13 protein-coding genes are annotated in these 16,518 nt (G+C 56.2%); 3 read left to right on the plus strand and 10 right to left on the minus strand.

The window, feature by feature from the left end; genetic code table 11:
* Nucleotides 1-31 precede the first annotated feature (31 nt).
* Together CSR02_RS10790 and CSR02_RS10795 are read left to right on the plus strand one after the other, a co-directional pair.
* Entirely contained in the window at nt 32-1,237 is a 1,206-nt protein-coding gene (locus CSR02_RS10790) for an HlyD family secretion protein (RefSeq protein WP_099541771.1), read from the plus strand.
* The gene (locus CSR02_RS10795) at nt 1,234-2,811 is read left to right on the plus strand and encodes a DHA2 family efflux MFS transporter permease subunit (RefSeq protein WP_099541630.1); all 1,578 of its coding nucleotides are present in this window, start codon (nt 1,234-1,236) and stop codon (nt 2,809-2,811) included. Before CSR02_RS10790 ends, CSR02_RS10795 begins: the two co-directional genes overlap by 4 nt.
* Nucleotides 2,812-2,884: 73 nt before the next feature.
* Here CSR02_RS10795 and CSR02_RS10800 read toward each other — a convergent pair whose 3' ends face one another.
* The 10 genes from CSR02_RS10800 to carA form a co-directional block, all read right to left on the minus strand.
* Nucleotides 2,885-3,397 (minus strand): RNA pyrophosphohydrolase, encoded by a 513-nt coding sequence (locus CSR02_RS10800; RefSeq protein ID WP_099541631.1) that lies wholly within the window; start codon nt 3,395-3,397, stop codon nt 2,885-2,887.
* Nucleotides 3,394-4,488 carry a divergent polysaccharide deacetylase family protein gene (locus CSR02_RS10805; RefSeq protein ID WP_042786712.1) on the minus strand — a complete coding sequence of 365 codons (1,095 nt, stop codon included), beginning with the start codon at nt 4,486-4,488 and terminating at the stop codon, nt 3,394-3,396. Before CSR02_RS10805 ends, CSR02_RS10800 begins: the two co-directional genes overlap by 4 nt.
* 20 nt (nt 4,489-4,508) lie before the next feature.
* Nucleotides 4,509-5,954 carry a S41 family peptidase gene (locus CSR02_RS10810; protein ID WP_042786711.1) on the minus strand — a complete coding sequence of 482 codons (1,446 nt, stop codon included), beginning with the start codon at nt 5,952-5,954 and terminating at the stop codon, nt 4,509-4,511.
* A 178-nt stretch (nt 5,955-6,132) separates the two neighbouring features.
* Nucleotides 6,133-7,599 (minus strand): murein hydrolase activator EnvC family protein, encoded by a 1,467-nt coding sequence (locus CSR02_RS10820; RefSeq protein WP_099541632.1) that lies wholly within the window; start codon nt 7,597-7,599, stop codon nt 6,133-6,135.
* The gene (gene gpmI / locus CSR02_RS10825) at nt 7,600-9,138 is read right to left on the minus strand and encodes a 2,3-bisphosphoglycerate-independent phosphoglycerate mutase (RefSeq protein WP_099541633.1); all 1,539 of its coding nucleotides are present in this window, start codon (nt 9,136-9,138) and stop codon (nt 7,600-7,602) included.
* A gap of 26 nt (nt 9,139-9,164) precedes the next feature.
* The gene (locus CSR02_RS17165) at nt 9,165-9,287 is read right to left on the minus strand and encodes a hypothetical protein (protein ID WP_264820423.1); all 123 of its coding nucleotides are present in this window, start codon (nt 9,285-9,287) and stop codon (nt 9,165-9,167) included.
* A gap of 10 nt (nt 9,288-9,297) precedes the next feature.
* Nucleotides 9,298-10,494, minus strand: a complete 1,197-nt coding sequence (locus CSR02_RS10830; protein WP_042786707.1) for a threonine ammonia-lyase — start codon at nt 10,492-10,494, stop codon at nt 9,298-9,300.
* Nucleotide 10,495: 1 nt separating this feature from the next.
* The gene (gene greA / locus CSR02_RS10835) at nt 10,496-10,969 is read right to left on the minus strand and encodes a transcription elongation factor GreA (protein ID WP_042786706.1); all 474 of its coding nucleotides are present in this window, start codon (nt 10,967-10,969) and stop codon (nt 10,496-10,498) included.
* Nucleotides 10,970-11,120: 151 nt separating this feature from the next.
* Entirely contained in the window at nt 11,121-14,375 is a 3,255-nt protein-coding gene (gene carB / locus CSR02_RS10840) for a carbamoyl-phosphate synthase large subunit (RefSeq protein ID WP_099541634.1), read from the minus strand.
* Nucleotides 14,376-14,391: 16 nt separating this feature from the next.
* On the minus strand, nt 14,392-15,792 hold the full coding sequence (gene carA / locus CSR02_RS10845; RefSeq protein WP_099541635.1) for a glutamine-hydrolyzing carbamoyl-phosphate synthase small subunit: 1,401 nt from the start codon (nt 15,790-15,792) through the stop codon (nt 14,392-14,394).
* Between the two features lie 233 nt (nt 15,793-16,025).
* Between carA and CSR02_RS10850 the strand changes: the two genes are divergently transcribed.
* Nucleotides 16,026-16,481 (plus strand): GatB/YqeY domain-containing protein, encoded by a 456-nt coding sequence (locus CSR02_RS10850; protein ID WP_099541636.1) that lies wholly within the window; start codon nt 16,026-16,028, stop codon nt 16,479-16,481.
* Nucleotides 16,482-16,518: the final 37 nt, after the last annotated feature.

The following is a 16,518-nucleotide window of genomic DNA, read 5'->3' on the forward strand; positions in this document are numbered from 1 at the left end:
GGTCAGAAGCAGATTGACCGAAAAGCAGGGTATGCGCCGTGCGTTTGAGATGGCAGGGAACAGAATGACCGACGAGCACAACGACCAGTCTTCCGCAAATTCCGGCGCGCCAGCCAAGCCAGAAGAAAAGAAAAAAGAGAATCCCCGCCGCAAGATCATTCTTACCGGAATTATTGCCGTGCTGGCTGTGGGTGCCGGTGTGTACTGGTTTATGACCAGAAATGAAGTTGAAACTGATGATGCCTTTACCGCAGGGCGCGCCATTACTATTGCGCCGCATGTCAGCGGATATGTGACAGAACTGTTGGTGAACGATAACCAGTTTGTACGCAAAGGCCAGCTTCTGGCGCGTATAGACCCGCGAGACTGGAAAGCCGCGCGGGATCAGGCCGCTGCACAGGTTGAAAGCGCACAGGCCGCCAAAAATGCCAGTGACATGATGCACATGGTGGCCATGCTGGAGTTTCCCGGCAAGCTGGTGCAGGCCAAAGGCCAGTTGGCAGAAGCTCAGGCCCAGCAGTTTAGGGCGCAAACAGATTTTCGCCGCCAACATGTGGTGGAACGCGCAGCCACATCGCAGCAGGATATAGATTACGCCCGCGCCGCGCTGGATGCCGCCAAGGCCCGCGTTATGGAAGCACAGGGTGCCGTGCAGATGGCCATGCCCGTGCAACCCAATATTCAGAATGCCGCCATTCAGATCAGTCAGGAAGAAGCAGCGGTTAAAACTGCGCAGGCCCGGCTGGAAACAGCAAACCTAAATCTGGAATGGACAGAAATTCGTGCCCCGCATGATGGCTGGATCTCTCAGCGTAATCTGGAGCAGGGCAATTACGTGCAGCAGGGGCAGAATATACTGTCCATTGTAGAGCCGGAAGTGTGGGTGGTGGCCAACTACAAGGAAACGCAGATTACCCGCATGAAGCCCGGCCAGAAGGTGGATATCAAGGTAGATGCCTATCCATCCCTCAAGGTGCATGGGCATATTGATTCCCTGCAAAAGGGCACGGGCGCGCAGTTCAGTGCCTTCCCGCCAGAAAACGCAACAGGCAACTACGTAAAAATCGTGCAGCGTGTGCCGGTTAAAATCCTGATTGATGATGGGCTGGACTCCAACCAGCCGCTGGCACTTGGCATGTCCGTGGTGCCAACGGTGCATGTTGATACACAAGGCCATTCCGATGCTCCGCCGCGTGATGGCGCAGATCCTGCAACTCCGGCCCCGGCTGCGCAATGAGCACACAGGCCGAAGTAGCCCCCGGCGGGTGGAAGCCAAAGCATAATCCGTGGACTGTCGCCTTTGTTGTCACCATGGCGGCGTTCATGGAAATTCTGGATACAACCATCGTGAACGTCTCTCTGCCACATATCGCAGGGAGCCTGTCCAGCACGTATGATGATGCTACGTGGACACTCACGGCCTATCTGGTGGCCAACGGAATTGTGCTGACAATTTCTGGCTGGCTGGGCAAGGTTTTTGGCCGCAAGAATTACTTTCTTATCTGTATTGTTATGTTCACCGTATCATCGTTTTTGTGCGGTACGGCCACCAGCCTTGCTGAACTGGTGATTTTTCGGCTTTTGCAGGGCTTTTTTGGCGGAGGGCTCCAGCCCAACCAGCAATCCATTATTCTGGATAGCTTCCCGCCTGAAAAGCGTGCCGCAGCCTTTGGTCTTACTGCCATTGCTGCCGTTGTGGGGCCGGTTATTGGCCCAACGCTGGGTGGGTGGATTACGGATAACTTCTCATGGCGCTGGATCTTTTTCATCAACGTGCCATTCGGGTTTTTAACAACCCTGGGGGTGATGGCGCTGGTGGAAGACCCGCCGTGGGCGCGTAAGCAGAAGGCCCCTGTGGATGCCATAGGCATCAGCCTGATTACCATTGGCTTTGCCAGCCTTGAAGTAATGGTAGACCGTGGTGAGGATGCAGATTGGTTTGGCTCCACCTTTATCCGCATTATGGGTGTTCTGGCGTTTCTGGGCATTGGTGGCGCTATTTTGTGGCTGCTGCACACCAAAAACCCGGCAGTGGATTTGCGTGTGTTCAAGGATCGTAACTTTGCGGTGGGCACAGCGCTTATGGGGGCAATGGGGGCACTGTTATATGCGTCTGCCATTATTGTTCCGCAGTTTGCCCAGCAGGTTATGGGATACACGGCCACCATTTCCGGCCTGCTGCTTTCTCCGGGTGGGATTGCCGTTATCTTCCTGATCCCGATTGTGGGGAAGTTGATGACGCTCATGCCTGTGCGCAATGTGATTGCACTGGGTTTTGGGCTTATGGGTATAGCCCTGTTCTGGTCTGCCCATTTGCTGCCATTGCTGGACTTCCACCACCTCATGCTGTTCCGCATGAGTCAGACGGCCTGTTTGGCCTTTCTGTTTGTGCCACTTTCCACCATTGCGTATTCCACCATTCCCGAAAGGCTGAATGCAGATGCCTCAGCCCTGTTCAGTATGGCGCGTAACGTATTGGGGTCTTTGGCGATTTCCGGCGCTACAGCGTTGCTGACAGAACGGCGGCAGGCGCATCAGTCCTACATGGTGCAGTGGATGACGCCGTACCATCAGCCGTATAATGATTATCTGGCACAGGCCAAAGGCGTGGCCACAGCGCACGGATATGCCCCTGGTGCCGCGCAGGCCGTGGCCCAGCACACCCTGTTTCAGGAATTTACCCGGCAGGTAGCCATGCTTTCTTACAACGAAGTGTTTATGATCTTGGGTATCGGCTCGTTCCTGTGCGTGCCGTTCTGCTTCCTGTTTTCTGCCATTACAGGCAGTGGCAAAACGACTGGCGCACACTAAAAAGCGCAGCAGAAAGCCAATAAAAAGCTCCCTGACTATGGTTGGTCAGGGAGCTTTTTATTGTGCGTTATGTTTATGCACGGGGTTTTGCAAACTGTGCAAAATCCTGCACCAAGCGTTCATAAATCGGTTTTTTAAACCCGACATTCTGCTGGGGCAGGGTGGCAAGGTCTATCCACTGCCACGCATCAAATTCCGCAGGGGTTTGGGCATCCAGCCGGATATCGGCATCCGTACCTTCAAAGGCTAAGGCAAACCATTTTTGTGTCTGGCCCCGATATTTCCCCCCTAATGCGCGGCCTATAAGCTGCTGTGGCAGATCATACGTAATCCATTCTGGATGTTCGGCCAGAATACGCACTTTGTCTGTGCCAATTTCTTCCGCAACTTCACGCAGTACGGCTTTTTCTGGTGCTTCTCCGGCATCAATGCCGCCTTGGGGGCATTGCCATGTACCTTCGCTCAATGGCCCACCCGCGCCGGGCATATCCGTGCGCCGGGCAATGAAAATGCGCCCATCGGTATGAAAGATCATGGCCCCCACATTGGGGCGATACGGGAGAGATGGAGAGTTTGCGTCTGTCATTGTTGCGGTTGGCCTTGTTGCTGCTGCACACGTGGGTTGGAAAGGTTCACATGCATGCTGCCATCTGCGGCGGCAGGGCCATAGGCGGACATATCTGGCGGCAGAACAATCTGGCTGACTGGCACCAAGGCAATACCCATATCTTTCAGGTGCGGTAGCCATGCGCGCAGGCAGGCCATGGCTACAGGCCGCAACGGCCCTAAAATACCAATGGCGCGCCCATTCTGCCGTGCCATCTGCTGAAGTTTGAGCAACTGGATATCAATATTTACAATATCTGTATCCGTATTCACCACAACATCGGCGGTGGCTGCACTGCTGGCCCCTTCGGCTTGTGTGCCCGGTGTGGCATCCAGATAAAGCAGGCCGCGCTGATCTATGGCTTTTACCAGAGATTTAAAGTTTTCAGATTGTGGAAAGCTGCCGCCATTCTGTCCGGCAAAAGCATTGGTAACCCCCACATACCCCGCCAGATGAGAAAGCGCCCAGTTCAGATTATCCATATTCTGCTGGGGTGAAAGCAGTAGCCCAAGCGCTTTGGGGCCTGCATCTGTGTTCTTGCTGGCGTTGTCCTGAATGGGGAGTGAAAGCAGCGTTTCATGCCGGTGCTGGCGTGCTGCGTTCATCAGTTCTTCAGGGTTGGCGGCATAAGGTGAAATACCCAGAGAAACCGGGCCGGGTAGAGCGTTTATGGCTTCTGTTGTCAGCTCATCGGTCTGGTCTATGCCGTCAATCAGCAGGGCCACCATGGGGGTGCCGGGGGGCACATCCACAGCAGGGGCGGCATAAACCTTTTTGGGTGTGCGATCATGCGCGCCCACTTTGGGGAGGGGAAAACCCCCAGGCCCATTTTTACTTTCCAGCAGATCTGCCTGCGGGCCCGGAATGGTGGTGCGTTGCGCCGGGGAGGATTGTTTGGCAGCAGAATCTGCCGAAACATCAATATCCTGCCCTTCAATGGAAAGGCCAGGTGGCCCCATAACCTGTAGCCCTATGGCAAGGGCCACGGCAGCTGTGGCGCACCCACCCCAGAAGCGAATAAAGGCACGTCCGTTAGCAGGCAGTTGCTGCCAGAGCGATGGCGTGTGCATGGCCTTTCCCTTTCGCGCCCTTAGTGGTGCGTTGCACTATCCGTTTTGGCGGGTTGTTTGGCAGGCGGCAGAGAGGCCGCGGGGTCTGGTGCGGGCAGGCCTGCCATAGAGCGCACAATGCGCAAGCCTTCCTGAAGCTGGAAGTCTGTTGCAGGCTTGTCATATTCAAACTCTGGCCAGTTTGCTGGCGGCTCGTTTGGAATATCCTTGGCAATGGCAGGCAGATCTGTGCGGGGCTGTGCCTTGGTCTGGTTGCCACCCTGGTTTTTCAAAATATGTTCCAGATCGGCTTCACGCAGGCTGAAAGCAGGATCTTCCCGCGTTTCCTTCACCACAATATCGGGGGTAATGCCCAGCGCCTGAATAGAGCGGCCAGAAGGTGTATAATAACGCGCGGTGGTTAGGCGTACGGCGCCATTGCCCGGAATGGGGATAATGGACTGCACAGACCCCTTGCCAAACGTGCGGGTGCCAATAAGCACCGCGCGGTGATGATCCTGCAATGCGCCAGAAACAATTTCGGAGGCAGAGGCAGAGCCACCGTTAATCAGCACCACCAGTGGCAGGCCATCTGTAATATCGGTGCCGTGGGCATCCCACCGCTGGCTGTCTTTGGGGTTACGCGCGCGGGTGGAAACAATTTCGCCCGAACGGATGAAGTTGGAGGACACATCTACAGCCTGATCTAGCAGGCCGCCTGGATCATTCCGCAGATCCAGCACCAATCCGGCCAGTTTGCCGCCAGCCTGCTGCTTGAGACTGTTATAGGCCTTCAGAAGCTCTTTTTCCGTGGTTTCGTTAAACTGTGCTACGCGAATATATCCTACCCGGTCATACAGCGCGGATTTAACAACATCGATGTGAATCACTTCACGCGTCAGCGTTACCACAATCGGCTTGGGGGTTTTCTCGCGCACCAGTGTCAGGGTGATTTTGGTGTTGGCCTTGCCGCGCATTTTCTTCACGGCTTCATCCAGCGGGGTGCCGTCAATCGGGTGGCCATCTACGGCAATAATGTAATCACCCGGCTTGATGCCAGCCCGAAAACCCGGAGTGCCATCAATGGGGGACACAACGCGAATATGCCCATCCTGCTGCTGAAGTTCCAGACCAAGGCCGCCGAACTCGCCCTTCATCTGCACCATCATGTCATCATACTGTTTTTGCGTCATGTAGGAGCTGTGCGGGTCCAGCCCGCTCAACATGCCATTCAGCGCATTAGTAATCAGATCACGGTCTGAAACAGGTTCTACATACTGCTGGCGGATCATATCCATAACCGTGCCAAACAGGGTGAGCAGCCGGTATGTTTCAGCATGGTTTGTGGTGGGCGTGGCATCTGGCGTGGTGGCCGCCTGCGCGGGGGCTGCAATAAGGGCAGAGCCAGAAAAGTGGCCCGGATGAAAAGCCAGGGCAAGGCCGGTTAAGGCAGTGGCGCCGAACATCAGACCTGTGCGGAACTTCATGCGATCGTCTCTCCTGTCGCAGGGCTGTATGTGGCCCGTGCGTGTTCTTCCTGTCTTTTCAGCCAGCACAGTAGTGGTGTGGCCAAGGTTTTACGCGCATAGCCAGATGTTCTGGCGCTTGTTGGGCAGAGTAACCTTTGTGCCCCTGCTTGGCAAAGTGTGCGTGTGTTTTCTGCCATTACAGAAAAGGCGCGGGATTGATGGTTTTCTGCCCATAGCGCAACTGAATGAACAGCGTGCCAGAGCCACCGGAACTGCCCATCTGTCCTATTGGTGCGCCCTTTGTCAAACTCTGGCCCATATCTACGGCCAATCCGCTCAAGCCGGCCATGATAAAGCGGTAATGGCGGCCACAATTTAAAATCAGCATTTGCCCATAGGTGCGGAAAGGGGCTGCAAAATCAACCGTGCCAGCGCAAGGGGCGCGCACACTGGCACCGGGGGGCGTGCGGTAGGTTATGCCTGTGGCGGGGCCAGATTCGGTGGGAGAACCCCATGTGGAAACAAGTGTGCCTGCAACAGGCCGCAGGCCAGACCCGGCAGAAGGATGCTCTGCCAGCCCAGGCCCCTGGGTTTTGGCCATGGCCGCCATTTTACGGCGTGCGGCTTCTGCCCGCGCGGCTTCGTGCGCGCGTTCTGCGGCAGTGATTTCTTTTTGCAGGGCGGCCTCGGCCTGTGCCTGTAAGGCATCCAGTTTGGAGACAGCATCCTGCAAAGTAGCGGCGCGTTGGGTTGCTGCCTGTAATTGGTGATCAGTTATTATAGCCGCGGCAGAGGCCTGCTTTTGCGCTTCCCGCGCAAGGGCGGCCTGCTGGCTTACGGTATCACGCTGATGGCTTTGGGTTTGCTCAAGTTGGCTTAGTTGCGCCAGCTTGTTTGTAAGTGTTGTGTTCAACGCCACAAGCCGGGTCTGACGGGTGCGCATGCCTTGGGCTTCCTGCTCCATCTGGCGGGAAAGGCCGCGCAAAACCAAAAAACCGGTAATGGCATCACCCTGCGGCATGGGGGCTGCCAGCAAGGTATCGGAAGGGTAAAGAGACAGGCGCTCCGCCAAAGGCAGAATAGGGGCAAGAGCGTGGGCATCCTGCACAAGGGCGGCTTGTAGGGAGGCCTGTTCCTTTTTTACATCCGATATCTGATCCTGCAGATCTGCAAGCTGCTGTTCTGTATCATGCAGTTGAGATGTGGCGCTGACTGTTGCGGCAGAGAGTGCAAGGGCACGGCTTTTGGCTTCTTCCGCAGTTTCTCGCGCAGCTTCATTCTGGCTGCGAGATTGCGCAACGGCTGCGGCTTGCCGCGCCTTTTCCTGCTCCATGGCCTCACGCTGTGCATGGGTTGCATTTACGGCAGCCTGTGCCGCCCGCACAGAACGATCAGACATGACAGAAGCGGCTTCGGTTTTGCGGCTTTTGCGCGCATGTGTGCTGTGGGGCTTGCTTTCCTGTACCGTTGCCTTGGCTGAAGTGTGCGTGGCGTGATGTGCAGATGCTGTTTTTTTATGGTGTGTGGATGCAGCCTGCCCAAGTGTTGCCGTACACATGAGCAAAGCAGGAGCAGCAACCAGAATGGCCGTATATCCAGCCAGTTTTCCCCCATGGGAAGAAGAAGGGCAGGGAGGGAAAGAAAATGGCTGGATACGTTTCATTCAGCGTTCAAGCAGGGAAGAACCCGTCATTTCCGCAGGCTTTGGCAGGTTGAGAATGGCCAGCAGCGTGGGGGCAATATCTGCCAATCTGCCTCCATCACGCAATGCAGAAGCGCCAGAGCCATAGGCAATAAACGGTACAAGGTTAAGCGTGTGCGATGTATGTGGCCCGCCGGTTTTGGGGTCTTTCATGGTTTCGCAGTTGCCATGGTCTGCTGTGACCAGCAACGCGCCATGCTGTTCTGCTATGGCCTGCGCAATGCGGCCCAAACCGGTATCCACGGCTTCAACAGCCTTTACAGCGGCATCCAGCTTGCCCGTGTGGCCCACCATGTCCGGGTTGGCAAAGTTGAGAACAAGCAAGTCATATTCACCACTTTTAATGGCGGCTACGGCTTTGTCTGTCAGTTCCGGGGCGGACATTTCGGGCTGAAGGTCATAGGTGGCCACTTTGGGGGAGGGCACCAGAATACGGTCTTCTCCTTCAAACAGCATTTCACGCCCACCATTCATGAAGTAGGTGACGTGGGGGTATTTTTCCGTTTCCGCCATGCGGATCTGCTTGAGCCCAGCGCGGGAGACAACCTCGCCCAACAGGTTTGTCAGCACCTCTGGCGGGAACAGGATGGACATGCGTTTGGAAAGCGTATCGCTGTAATGTGTCATGGCCACAGCGGCGGCAAATTGAACAACCTTGCCACGTGTAAAGCCATCAAAATCAGGTTCCAGCAAGGCATCCATCAACTGGCGGATGCGGTCTGCACGGAAGTTGAAGGAGAGAATGCCATCTCCATCCTTCATGCCGGCGTAGCCTTCCAGCACGGTGGGGATGATGAACTCATCCGAAATATCGGCCTTGTAGGCGGCGTTCACCACGTCTTCCGGCGTGGCAGCATTTGGGCCTTTGGCGCTGACAATGGCATTGTAGGCTTTTTCTACCCGGTCCCACCGTTTATCGCGGTCCATGGCGTAGTAACGGCCGGAAATGGTGGCGAGCTTTACGGAAGAAGGCAGATCCGTCCGTAGTTTTTTCAAAAACTCCAGCGCGGAACGTGGTGCGGTATCGCGCCCATCTGTAAACAGGTGGAACGCCACCGGCACACCCGCTTGCGCAACAATATGTGCAAGGGCTGCGGCATGATCCTGATGGGAGTGCACGCCACCGGGAGAAACAAGGCCCATCAGGTGGCAGGTGCCGCCGGTTTTTTTCAGCGTGGCAATAAAGTTTTCCATCACCGGGTTACGGGCAAGGCTGCCATCCCGAATGGCGGTAAAAATGCGCGGCAGTTCCTGCATGACTACGCGGCCTGCGCCAATATTCAAATGGCCCACTTCGGAATTACCCATCTGGCCATTTGGCAAGCCCACATCTTCGCCACTGGTGCGCACAAAGCTATGCGGGTTGTTCTGCCAGAGCTTGTCAAAATTGGGGGTGCGGGCAATCTGCACCGCGTTGTCGGACTGATCCTCTCGCCATCCAAACCCATCAAGGATGACAAGCATAACTGGTCTTTTTTGTGGGTGCGATGTGGAGGTCATAGGTTAAGCCTTTTTATGTTTTTTGTTTATGCGGGAATAATGCCACCAAATTGCAGGAAGACAAAGAGGGCAAGTGCAACCGTAATGGCCCGCCCAAATGCAAAGGGCAGCCCCACATAATGGAACTGCCCCTGTAAAAGCCTTAACACCTAAAAGTTTTCAGGCGCGGCGCACAATGTAGGATTTACCCAGCTCCTGTGTGATAAGGGCCGCGTGTTCAGGGTCTCGTGCCTCTATCATCACTTCCAACTGCGCAGCCTGCACGGAAGGGGCTGCAAACAGGCGCTGGTGCGATACTTCGATAATATTGCCGCCAGCTTCCCCAATGCTTTTGGAAATATCGGCCAGAACACCGGGGCGATCTGGAATTTCCATAATCAGGCGCAAAATGCGGCCATCACGCAGCATGGCGCGCAGCAGGGTATTGGCCAGAATACGGCTATCAATGTTGCCGCCAGAAATAGGCAGGGCCACCTTTTTGCCGCGGAACAGATCCGGGTAGGTCAGCAGGGCGGCAAGCCCCGCAGCGCCTGCGCCTTCACTCACCTGCTTGGCACCTTCGGCCAGCAGGGTAATGGCGTTTTCAATAGCGGATTCAGAAACAACCAGAACCTGATCAACCAGCTTGCGGATGACTTCATCCGGCTGGCGGCCAATTTGCAAAACGGCAATACCTTCCGCAATGGTTGCGCCGCCATTGGGGTGCGTAGCTGGGCCGGGGAAGGCGCAAAGGGAATCATACTTTTCCACCTGCACGCCAATCAGCTTGATATCCGGGCGCATGGCGCGGGCTGCTACAGCGCAACCAGAAAGCAGGCCACCCCCGCCAATAGGCACCACCAGTGCATCCAACGGCCCGGCATCCTGAAAAAGCTCCAGCGCGCAGGTGCCTTGGCCCGCCATCACTGCAGGGTCATCATACGGGTGGATAAAGGTACGGCCTTCACGCGCTTGCAGGTCTTCTGCAAACATCAGGGCCTCTGCAAAGCTTTCGCCTTCCAGAATAACGCGCGCGCCCCAGTTGCGGGTGCGCACCACTTTGCCTGCCGGTGTAAACTTGGGCATGACAATAACGGCATCAATACCCAGCAGGCTGGCATGGCGGGCCACGCCCTGCGCATGATTGCCAGCGGATACGGCAATCACACCACGGCTGCGTTCTTCGGGTGTCAGCAGGGCCAGCTTGTTGGCGGCACCACGCTCCTTGAACGACCCAACGGCCTGAAGATTTTCAAGCTTAAGGGTAATATCAGCCCCGGTGGCCTTGGAAAGCGCGTGGGACGCAATGGTGGGCGTGCGGATCACATTGCCACGGATACGGTCTGCCGCGGCTGTGACATCCTCAAACGTGATCATCTTAGATGAATTTGACGGAAAGGATTTCGTAAGTCCGATCTCCGCCCGGTGCGGGCACGGAAACGGTATCACCTTCCTCCTTGCCAATCAGCGCCTTGGCAAGCGGAGAGGAAATGGAAATTTTGTGCTGTTTGATGTCTGCTTCGTGCAGGCCAACAATCTGGTATGTAATTTCCTTGTCCGTATCTTCGTCTACAAGGCAGACGGTCGCCCCGAACTTGACCTGCTTGCCGGAAAGGGAGGTGGGCTCAATAACTTCTGCGGTGGAAATAAGTTCTTCCAGCTCCAGAATACGGCCTTCAATAAAGGACTGCCGTTCCCGCGCTGCGTGATATTCCGCATTTTCAGAAAGATCGCCGTGGCTACGGGCTTCCGCAATGGCGCGGATAACGGCCGGACGTTCTTCTGCTTTCAGCTTGCGCAACTCATCTTCTAGCTGCTGCAGGCCCTTGCCCGTCATTGGAGTTTTCTGCAAGACGCATCCCCAGACTTAAAAAAGCGGCCGGAACCAGCGGGTTCCGGCGCAAAAGTTAAACAGTTACACGGGCAAGGCATACCCTGCAAAAGCAGGCTGCCACCCGAACATGGCTAAGGGGGCGCAGGCAGGTTATGCCTGCACCTTCAGCTTAGAATGTTCCACTAAAGTATGACTGAAGTGGCGCAACATCAAGCGGTCCTTCACGCATTGCCGCAATTGCATGAATTGCAGCACGTGCTCCGGCCATGGTGGTGTAGTGTGGAATACCCAGCACAAGGGCAGAGCGGCGGATATCAAAGCTGTCTGCCACAGACTGCGCACCCTGCGCCGTGTTGATAACCATCTGCACCTCGCCAGAACGGATGGCATCCACACAGTGTGGGCGGCCTTCCAGCACCTTGTTGACAAGATGCACCTCAATACCGGAATCGCGCAGTTTTTTGGCGGTGCCACGGGTGGCCATGATACGGAAACCCATGGAAGCCAGCAGGCGGCCCAGTGGCGGCAGCTGGGGTTTGTCACTTTCACGCACGGACAGGAACACCGTGCCTGATGTTGGCAGTTTAACACCCGCCCCAAGCTGGGATTTGGCAAAAGCACGCTCGAAGGATGTATCCAGCCCCATCACCTCACCCGTGGAGCGCATTTCTGGCCCCAGAATGGTGTCTACTTCCGCAAAGCGGTTGAAGGGGAATACGGCTTCTTTCACCGCAACATGCGGCACCACAGCCCGGTCATCCAGATTAAAGCCGGAAAGTTTGGCGCCAGCCATAACGCGTGCACCAATCTTGGCCACCGGAACACCCGTTGCCTTGGCCACAAACGGCACGGTGCGGGATGCGCGTGGGTTTACCTCAAGAACAAAGATTTCCTGATCCTTGATGGCGTACTGCACGTTCATCAGGCCCACAATACCCAGTTCCCGCGCCATGGCTTCTGTCTGGGCTTTCAGCTCAGTGACAATCGCGGGGGAGAGGGTATAGGGCGGCAGGGCGCAGGCACTATCGCCAGAGTGGATGCCTGCTTCTTCAATGTGTTCCATCACGCCAGCCACATACACATCCGTGCCGTCTGCAATGCAGTCCACATCAGCTTCAATGGCTTCGTTCAGGTACCGATCAAGCAGGATCGGGCCGGAAGAAATATCGTGCCCGGCCATTGTCAGCACATCGCGCATGTAGCGCTGCAGGCCGTTACGGTCGTACACAATTTCCATGGCGCGGCCACCCAGTACGTAGGAAGGGCGGACCACAACCGGATAGCCAACTTTTTCGGCCACGGCTTCGGCTTCTTCCGGCGTGCGGGCAATGCCGTTTTCTGGCTGACGCAGGCCTAGTTTGTGCAGCATGGTCTGGAAGCGTTCACGGTCTTCTGCCCGGTCAATGGCATCTGCTGGGGTACCCAGTAGCGGAATGCCTGCGGCTTCCAGAGCGCGGGAGAGTTTAAGAGGTGTCTGCCCGCCATATTGCACAATGCAGCCCTTAACCGTGCCTTTCTGCTGTTCGCAACGGATAAGGGAGATCACGTCTTCAGCCGTCAGCGGTTCAAAATACAGACGGTCGGAGGTGTCATAGTCGGTAGAAACCGTTTCCGGGTTGCAGTTGACCATGATGGTTTCATAACCGGCTTCACGTAGAGCGTAAGCGGCATGAACACAGCAGTAATCGAACTCAATACCCTGCCCGATACGGTTGGGGCCACCACCCAGAATAACAATCTTTTCCCGGTCGGTCGGGTTGGATTCACAGGTTGGCGGCGCAAACTGCCCTTCGTAAGTGGAATACATATACGGGGTGGAGGATGCGAACTCACCCGCACAGGTATCAATGCGCTTGTAAACCGGCGTAACACCAGCTTCTGCCCGCAGTTTGGCTACTTCTTCAGGCTGCGTGCCAGACAGGCGAGAAAGCTGCACATCCGAGAAGCCAAGGGCCTTCAGGCGGCGCAGGCTCTGGGCATCCTTGGGCAGGCCGTGGTTTTCCACTTCCCGTTCTGCGTGAATGATTTTTTCCATTTCACGCAGGAACCAAGGCTCAAACTTACAGGCTTCGTGAATGTCATCCACGGAAAGGCCCGCACGTAGCGCCTGTGCGGCCATAAGGATGCGTTCCGGCTTGGGCTGGGAAAGCGCTGCGCGGAAGGCATCTTCCCCACCATCGCCGGGTTGTTCCACTGGGTCCAGCCCGTGCAGGCCGGTTTCCATGGAGCGCAGACCCTTCTGCAAGGCTTCTGGGAAGGAGCGGCCAATGGCCATGGCTTCCCCAACCGATTTCATGGAGGTGGAAAGCAGAGCTGGTGCGCCGGGGAACTTTTCAAACGTAAAGCGCGGGATCTTTACCACCACGTAGTCAATGGTGGGTTCGAAGGAGGCTGGAGTGGTGCGCGTGATGTCGTTTTTCAGTTCATCCAGCGTGTAGCCCACGGCCAGCTTGGCGGCCACTTTGGCAATGGGGAAGCCAGTCGCCTTGGATGCCAGCGCAGAGGAGCGGGACACGCGGGGGTTCATTTCAATCACCACCATGCGACCATCTTTGGGGTTGATCCCAAACTGCACGTTGGAGCCACCTGTTTCCACGCCAATGGCCCGCAGGCAGGCAATGGAGGCATCGCGCATGCGCTGATATTCTTTGTCAGTCAGCGTGAGCGCTGGGGCAACGGTGATGGAATCCCCCGTATGCACACCCATGGGGTCAATATTTTCAATGGAGCAGATGATAATGCAGTTGTCCGCCTTGTCGCGCACAACTTCCATTTCATACTCTTTCCAGCCCAGCACGGATTCTTCCACCAAAACTTCCGTGGTGGGGGAGGCATCCAGCCCGGAAAGCACGATCTGGTCGAACTCTTCACGGTTATAGGCAATGCCACCGCCGGAACCACCCATGGTGAAGGAAGGGCGGATAATGGAGGGAAAGCCAATCTGCTTAAGCGCATCATGCGCTTCTGCCAGCGTGTGGGCAATAAAGCTGCGCGGGCTTTCAATGCCAATGGCATCCATGGTTTCACGAAACTTCTGGCGGTCTTCCGCCCGGTCAATCACCTCGGCGTCTGCGCCAATCAGTTCCACGTTGTGCTTGGTCAAAAAGCCCGAGGCATGTAGCGCCATGGCGGTGTTCAGCGCTGTCTGGCCGCCCATGGTGGGCAGCACGGCATCTGGCTTTTCCTTAAGGATAATGCGTTCCACCACTTCCGGCGTAATGGGTTCCACATAGGTGGCGTCCGCAAGGCCGGGGTCTGTCATGATGGTGGCCGGGTTGGAGTTTACCAGAATAACCCGGTAGCCTTCTTCCCGCAGGGCCTTACAGGCCTGTGCGCCAGAGTAATCGAACTCGCACGCCTGCCCGATAACAATGGGGCCAGCGCCGATGATGAGGATGGAGCGGATGTCTGTCCGTTTGGGCATGATACGTTCGTTCCCGTTATTTCTTGGCGCTGTTAAGGTCGATCAGGGTGACAAAGCGTTTGAACAGATAGAAGCTGTCAGACGGGCCGGGGCTGGCTTCGGGGTGATACTGCACGGAAAACGCCGGATATTTGTCTGATGCCAAGCCTTCGTTTGATCCATCAAACAGGCTGACATGCGTTACATGGGCATCGGCGGGCAGGGTATCGGCATCCACGGCAAAACCGTGGTTCTGGCTGGTAATTTCCACCCGTTTGGTGGCCAGATCCTGCACCGGCTGGTTGGCCCCGCGGTGGCCGCGTTCCATCTTGTAGGTTTTTGCACCCAGCGCACGGGCCAGAAGCTGATGGCCAAGGCAGATGCCAAACAGTGGCACGCCAGCATCCAGCACAGCTTTAATGGCAGGCACAGCATATGTGGCTGTTGCTGCCGGATCTCCCGGGCCGTTGGAAAGGAACACGCCTTCTGGCTTAAGGGCCAGAATTTCCTCACCCGTGGTGGTGGCAGGCACAACGGTGACATCACATCCAGCGGCCACAAGGCAGCGCAGGATGTTACGTTTTGCGCCGTAATCCACAGCCACAACCTTGCGGCGGTTTGTGGGGGCTTCCTTGCTGCCTTTAGGCCATTCCCACACGCTTTCTGTCCACGCATAGGGGGCAGAGCAGGTGACTTCCTTGGCAAGATCCATGCCTTCAAGGCCGGGCCATGCTTTGGCTTCTGCCAAAACGGCATCCAGATCAAACTTGCCATCCTGCGGGAAAACCAGCGCAGCCGTTTGCGCACCCTTGTCACGGATTTTCAGGGTGAGGGAGCGGGTATCCACCCCGGCAATGCCGGGAACGCCGCGTTCCTTTAGCCACGCATCAAGGCTTTCTGTTGCGCGCCAGTTGGCCGGTGCTGTGGGGTCTTCCTTTACCACAAGGCCACGGGCAAACACTTTTGCGGCTTCATCATCTTCAGCATTCGTGCCCACATTGCCAATATGCGGGAAGGTGAAGGTAATAATCTGCCCAGCAAAAGATGGATCCGTCAGTGTTTCCTGATACCCGGTCATGCCGGTTGAAAAGCAGATTTCTCCAATAGAGGGCTTGGAGGTAAAAGCGCCAAAGCCTTTCCCCCACAATACGGTGCCATCTGCGAGAACAAGCGCGGCGGTTGCGCCATCGGGGCGGGCGTCGGGCATGGATGATCCTGTCTTGCTGTCTCCCGCATGGGGGGCGGGGCGGTCTGTTGGAATGGGCTGGAGGTCTTCCAGGGAAAGGCCTGTGGCCTGCGCAATAACTGGCCAATGGCGGGGCGGAATGGCCTGCGCCTGCCGCCATTTACGGATGGCTTCTGTGCCAACGCCTGTCAGCTTGGCTGTGGCGTCTGGGCCGCCAATCCGGGCAATAATGGTATCTATGGACAAGGGCATGTACGTGCTTGTGCCTCCCGAAGCCGTCTTCTAGCACTCGATTTCCAAGGTGGGAAGAAATTTCCCACGCGCAAGATGGGGTGATGGAAATGGGTGGGAAGTTTTTTCCCGCAGTGTTGCATACGTGCCGCGCAGGAGGAGATGAGGTTCTTTATTTTCCACCAGATGTTTTTTGTGAGTCTGGGTGATAAGGTGCGCCCGATTGCAGCACAGAAAGAGCGGAGCAGATGCAAATGACACTACGTGAACGCCTGATGGCAGACCTGAAAACCGCCATGAAGGCAGGTGAAAGCGCCCGTGTGGCCACAATCCGCATGATTACGGCTAAGCTGAAAGATGTGGAAATTGCAGGCCGCGCCAAAGGGCAGGAAGGGCTGAATGAGAATGAAGCCATTGCCGCCCTGCGCGGAATGGTAAAGTCCCGCACGGAATCTGCTGGCATGTACCGTGATGGCGGCCGCCCGGAACTTGCGGAAAAAGAAGAAGCGGAAATCAAGGTGATCCGTGGCTATCTGCCGCCGGAAATGGATGAAGCCTCCCTGAAGGCTGCCGTGGAAGAAGCTGTTGCCGCCGTAAAGGCCGAAAGCCTGAAGGATATGGGCAAGGTGATGGCTGAACTGAAAAGCAAGTTCGGCGTGGCGCTGGGTATGGGCAAAGCCAGTGCTGCTGTCAAAGCACGTCTGGGCTAGGCATTTTTTAAACGTAAATCTTGCACCAAATACGTAT

It is taken from the genome of Acetobacter pomorum (assembly GCF_002738225.1).
GTDB lineage: Bacteria > Pseudomonadota > Alphaproteobacteria > Acetobacterales > Acetobacteraceae > Acetobacter > Acetobacter pomorum.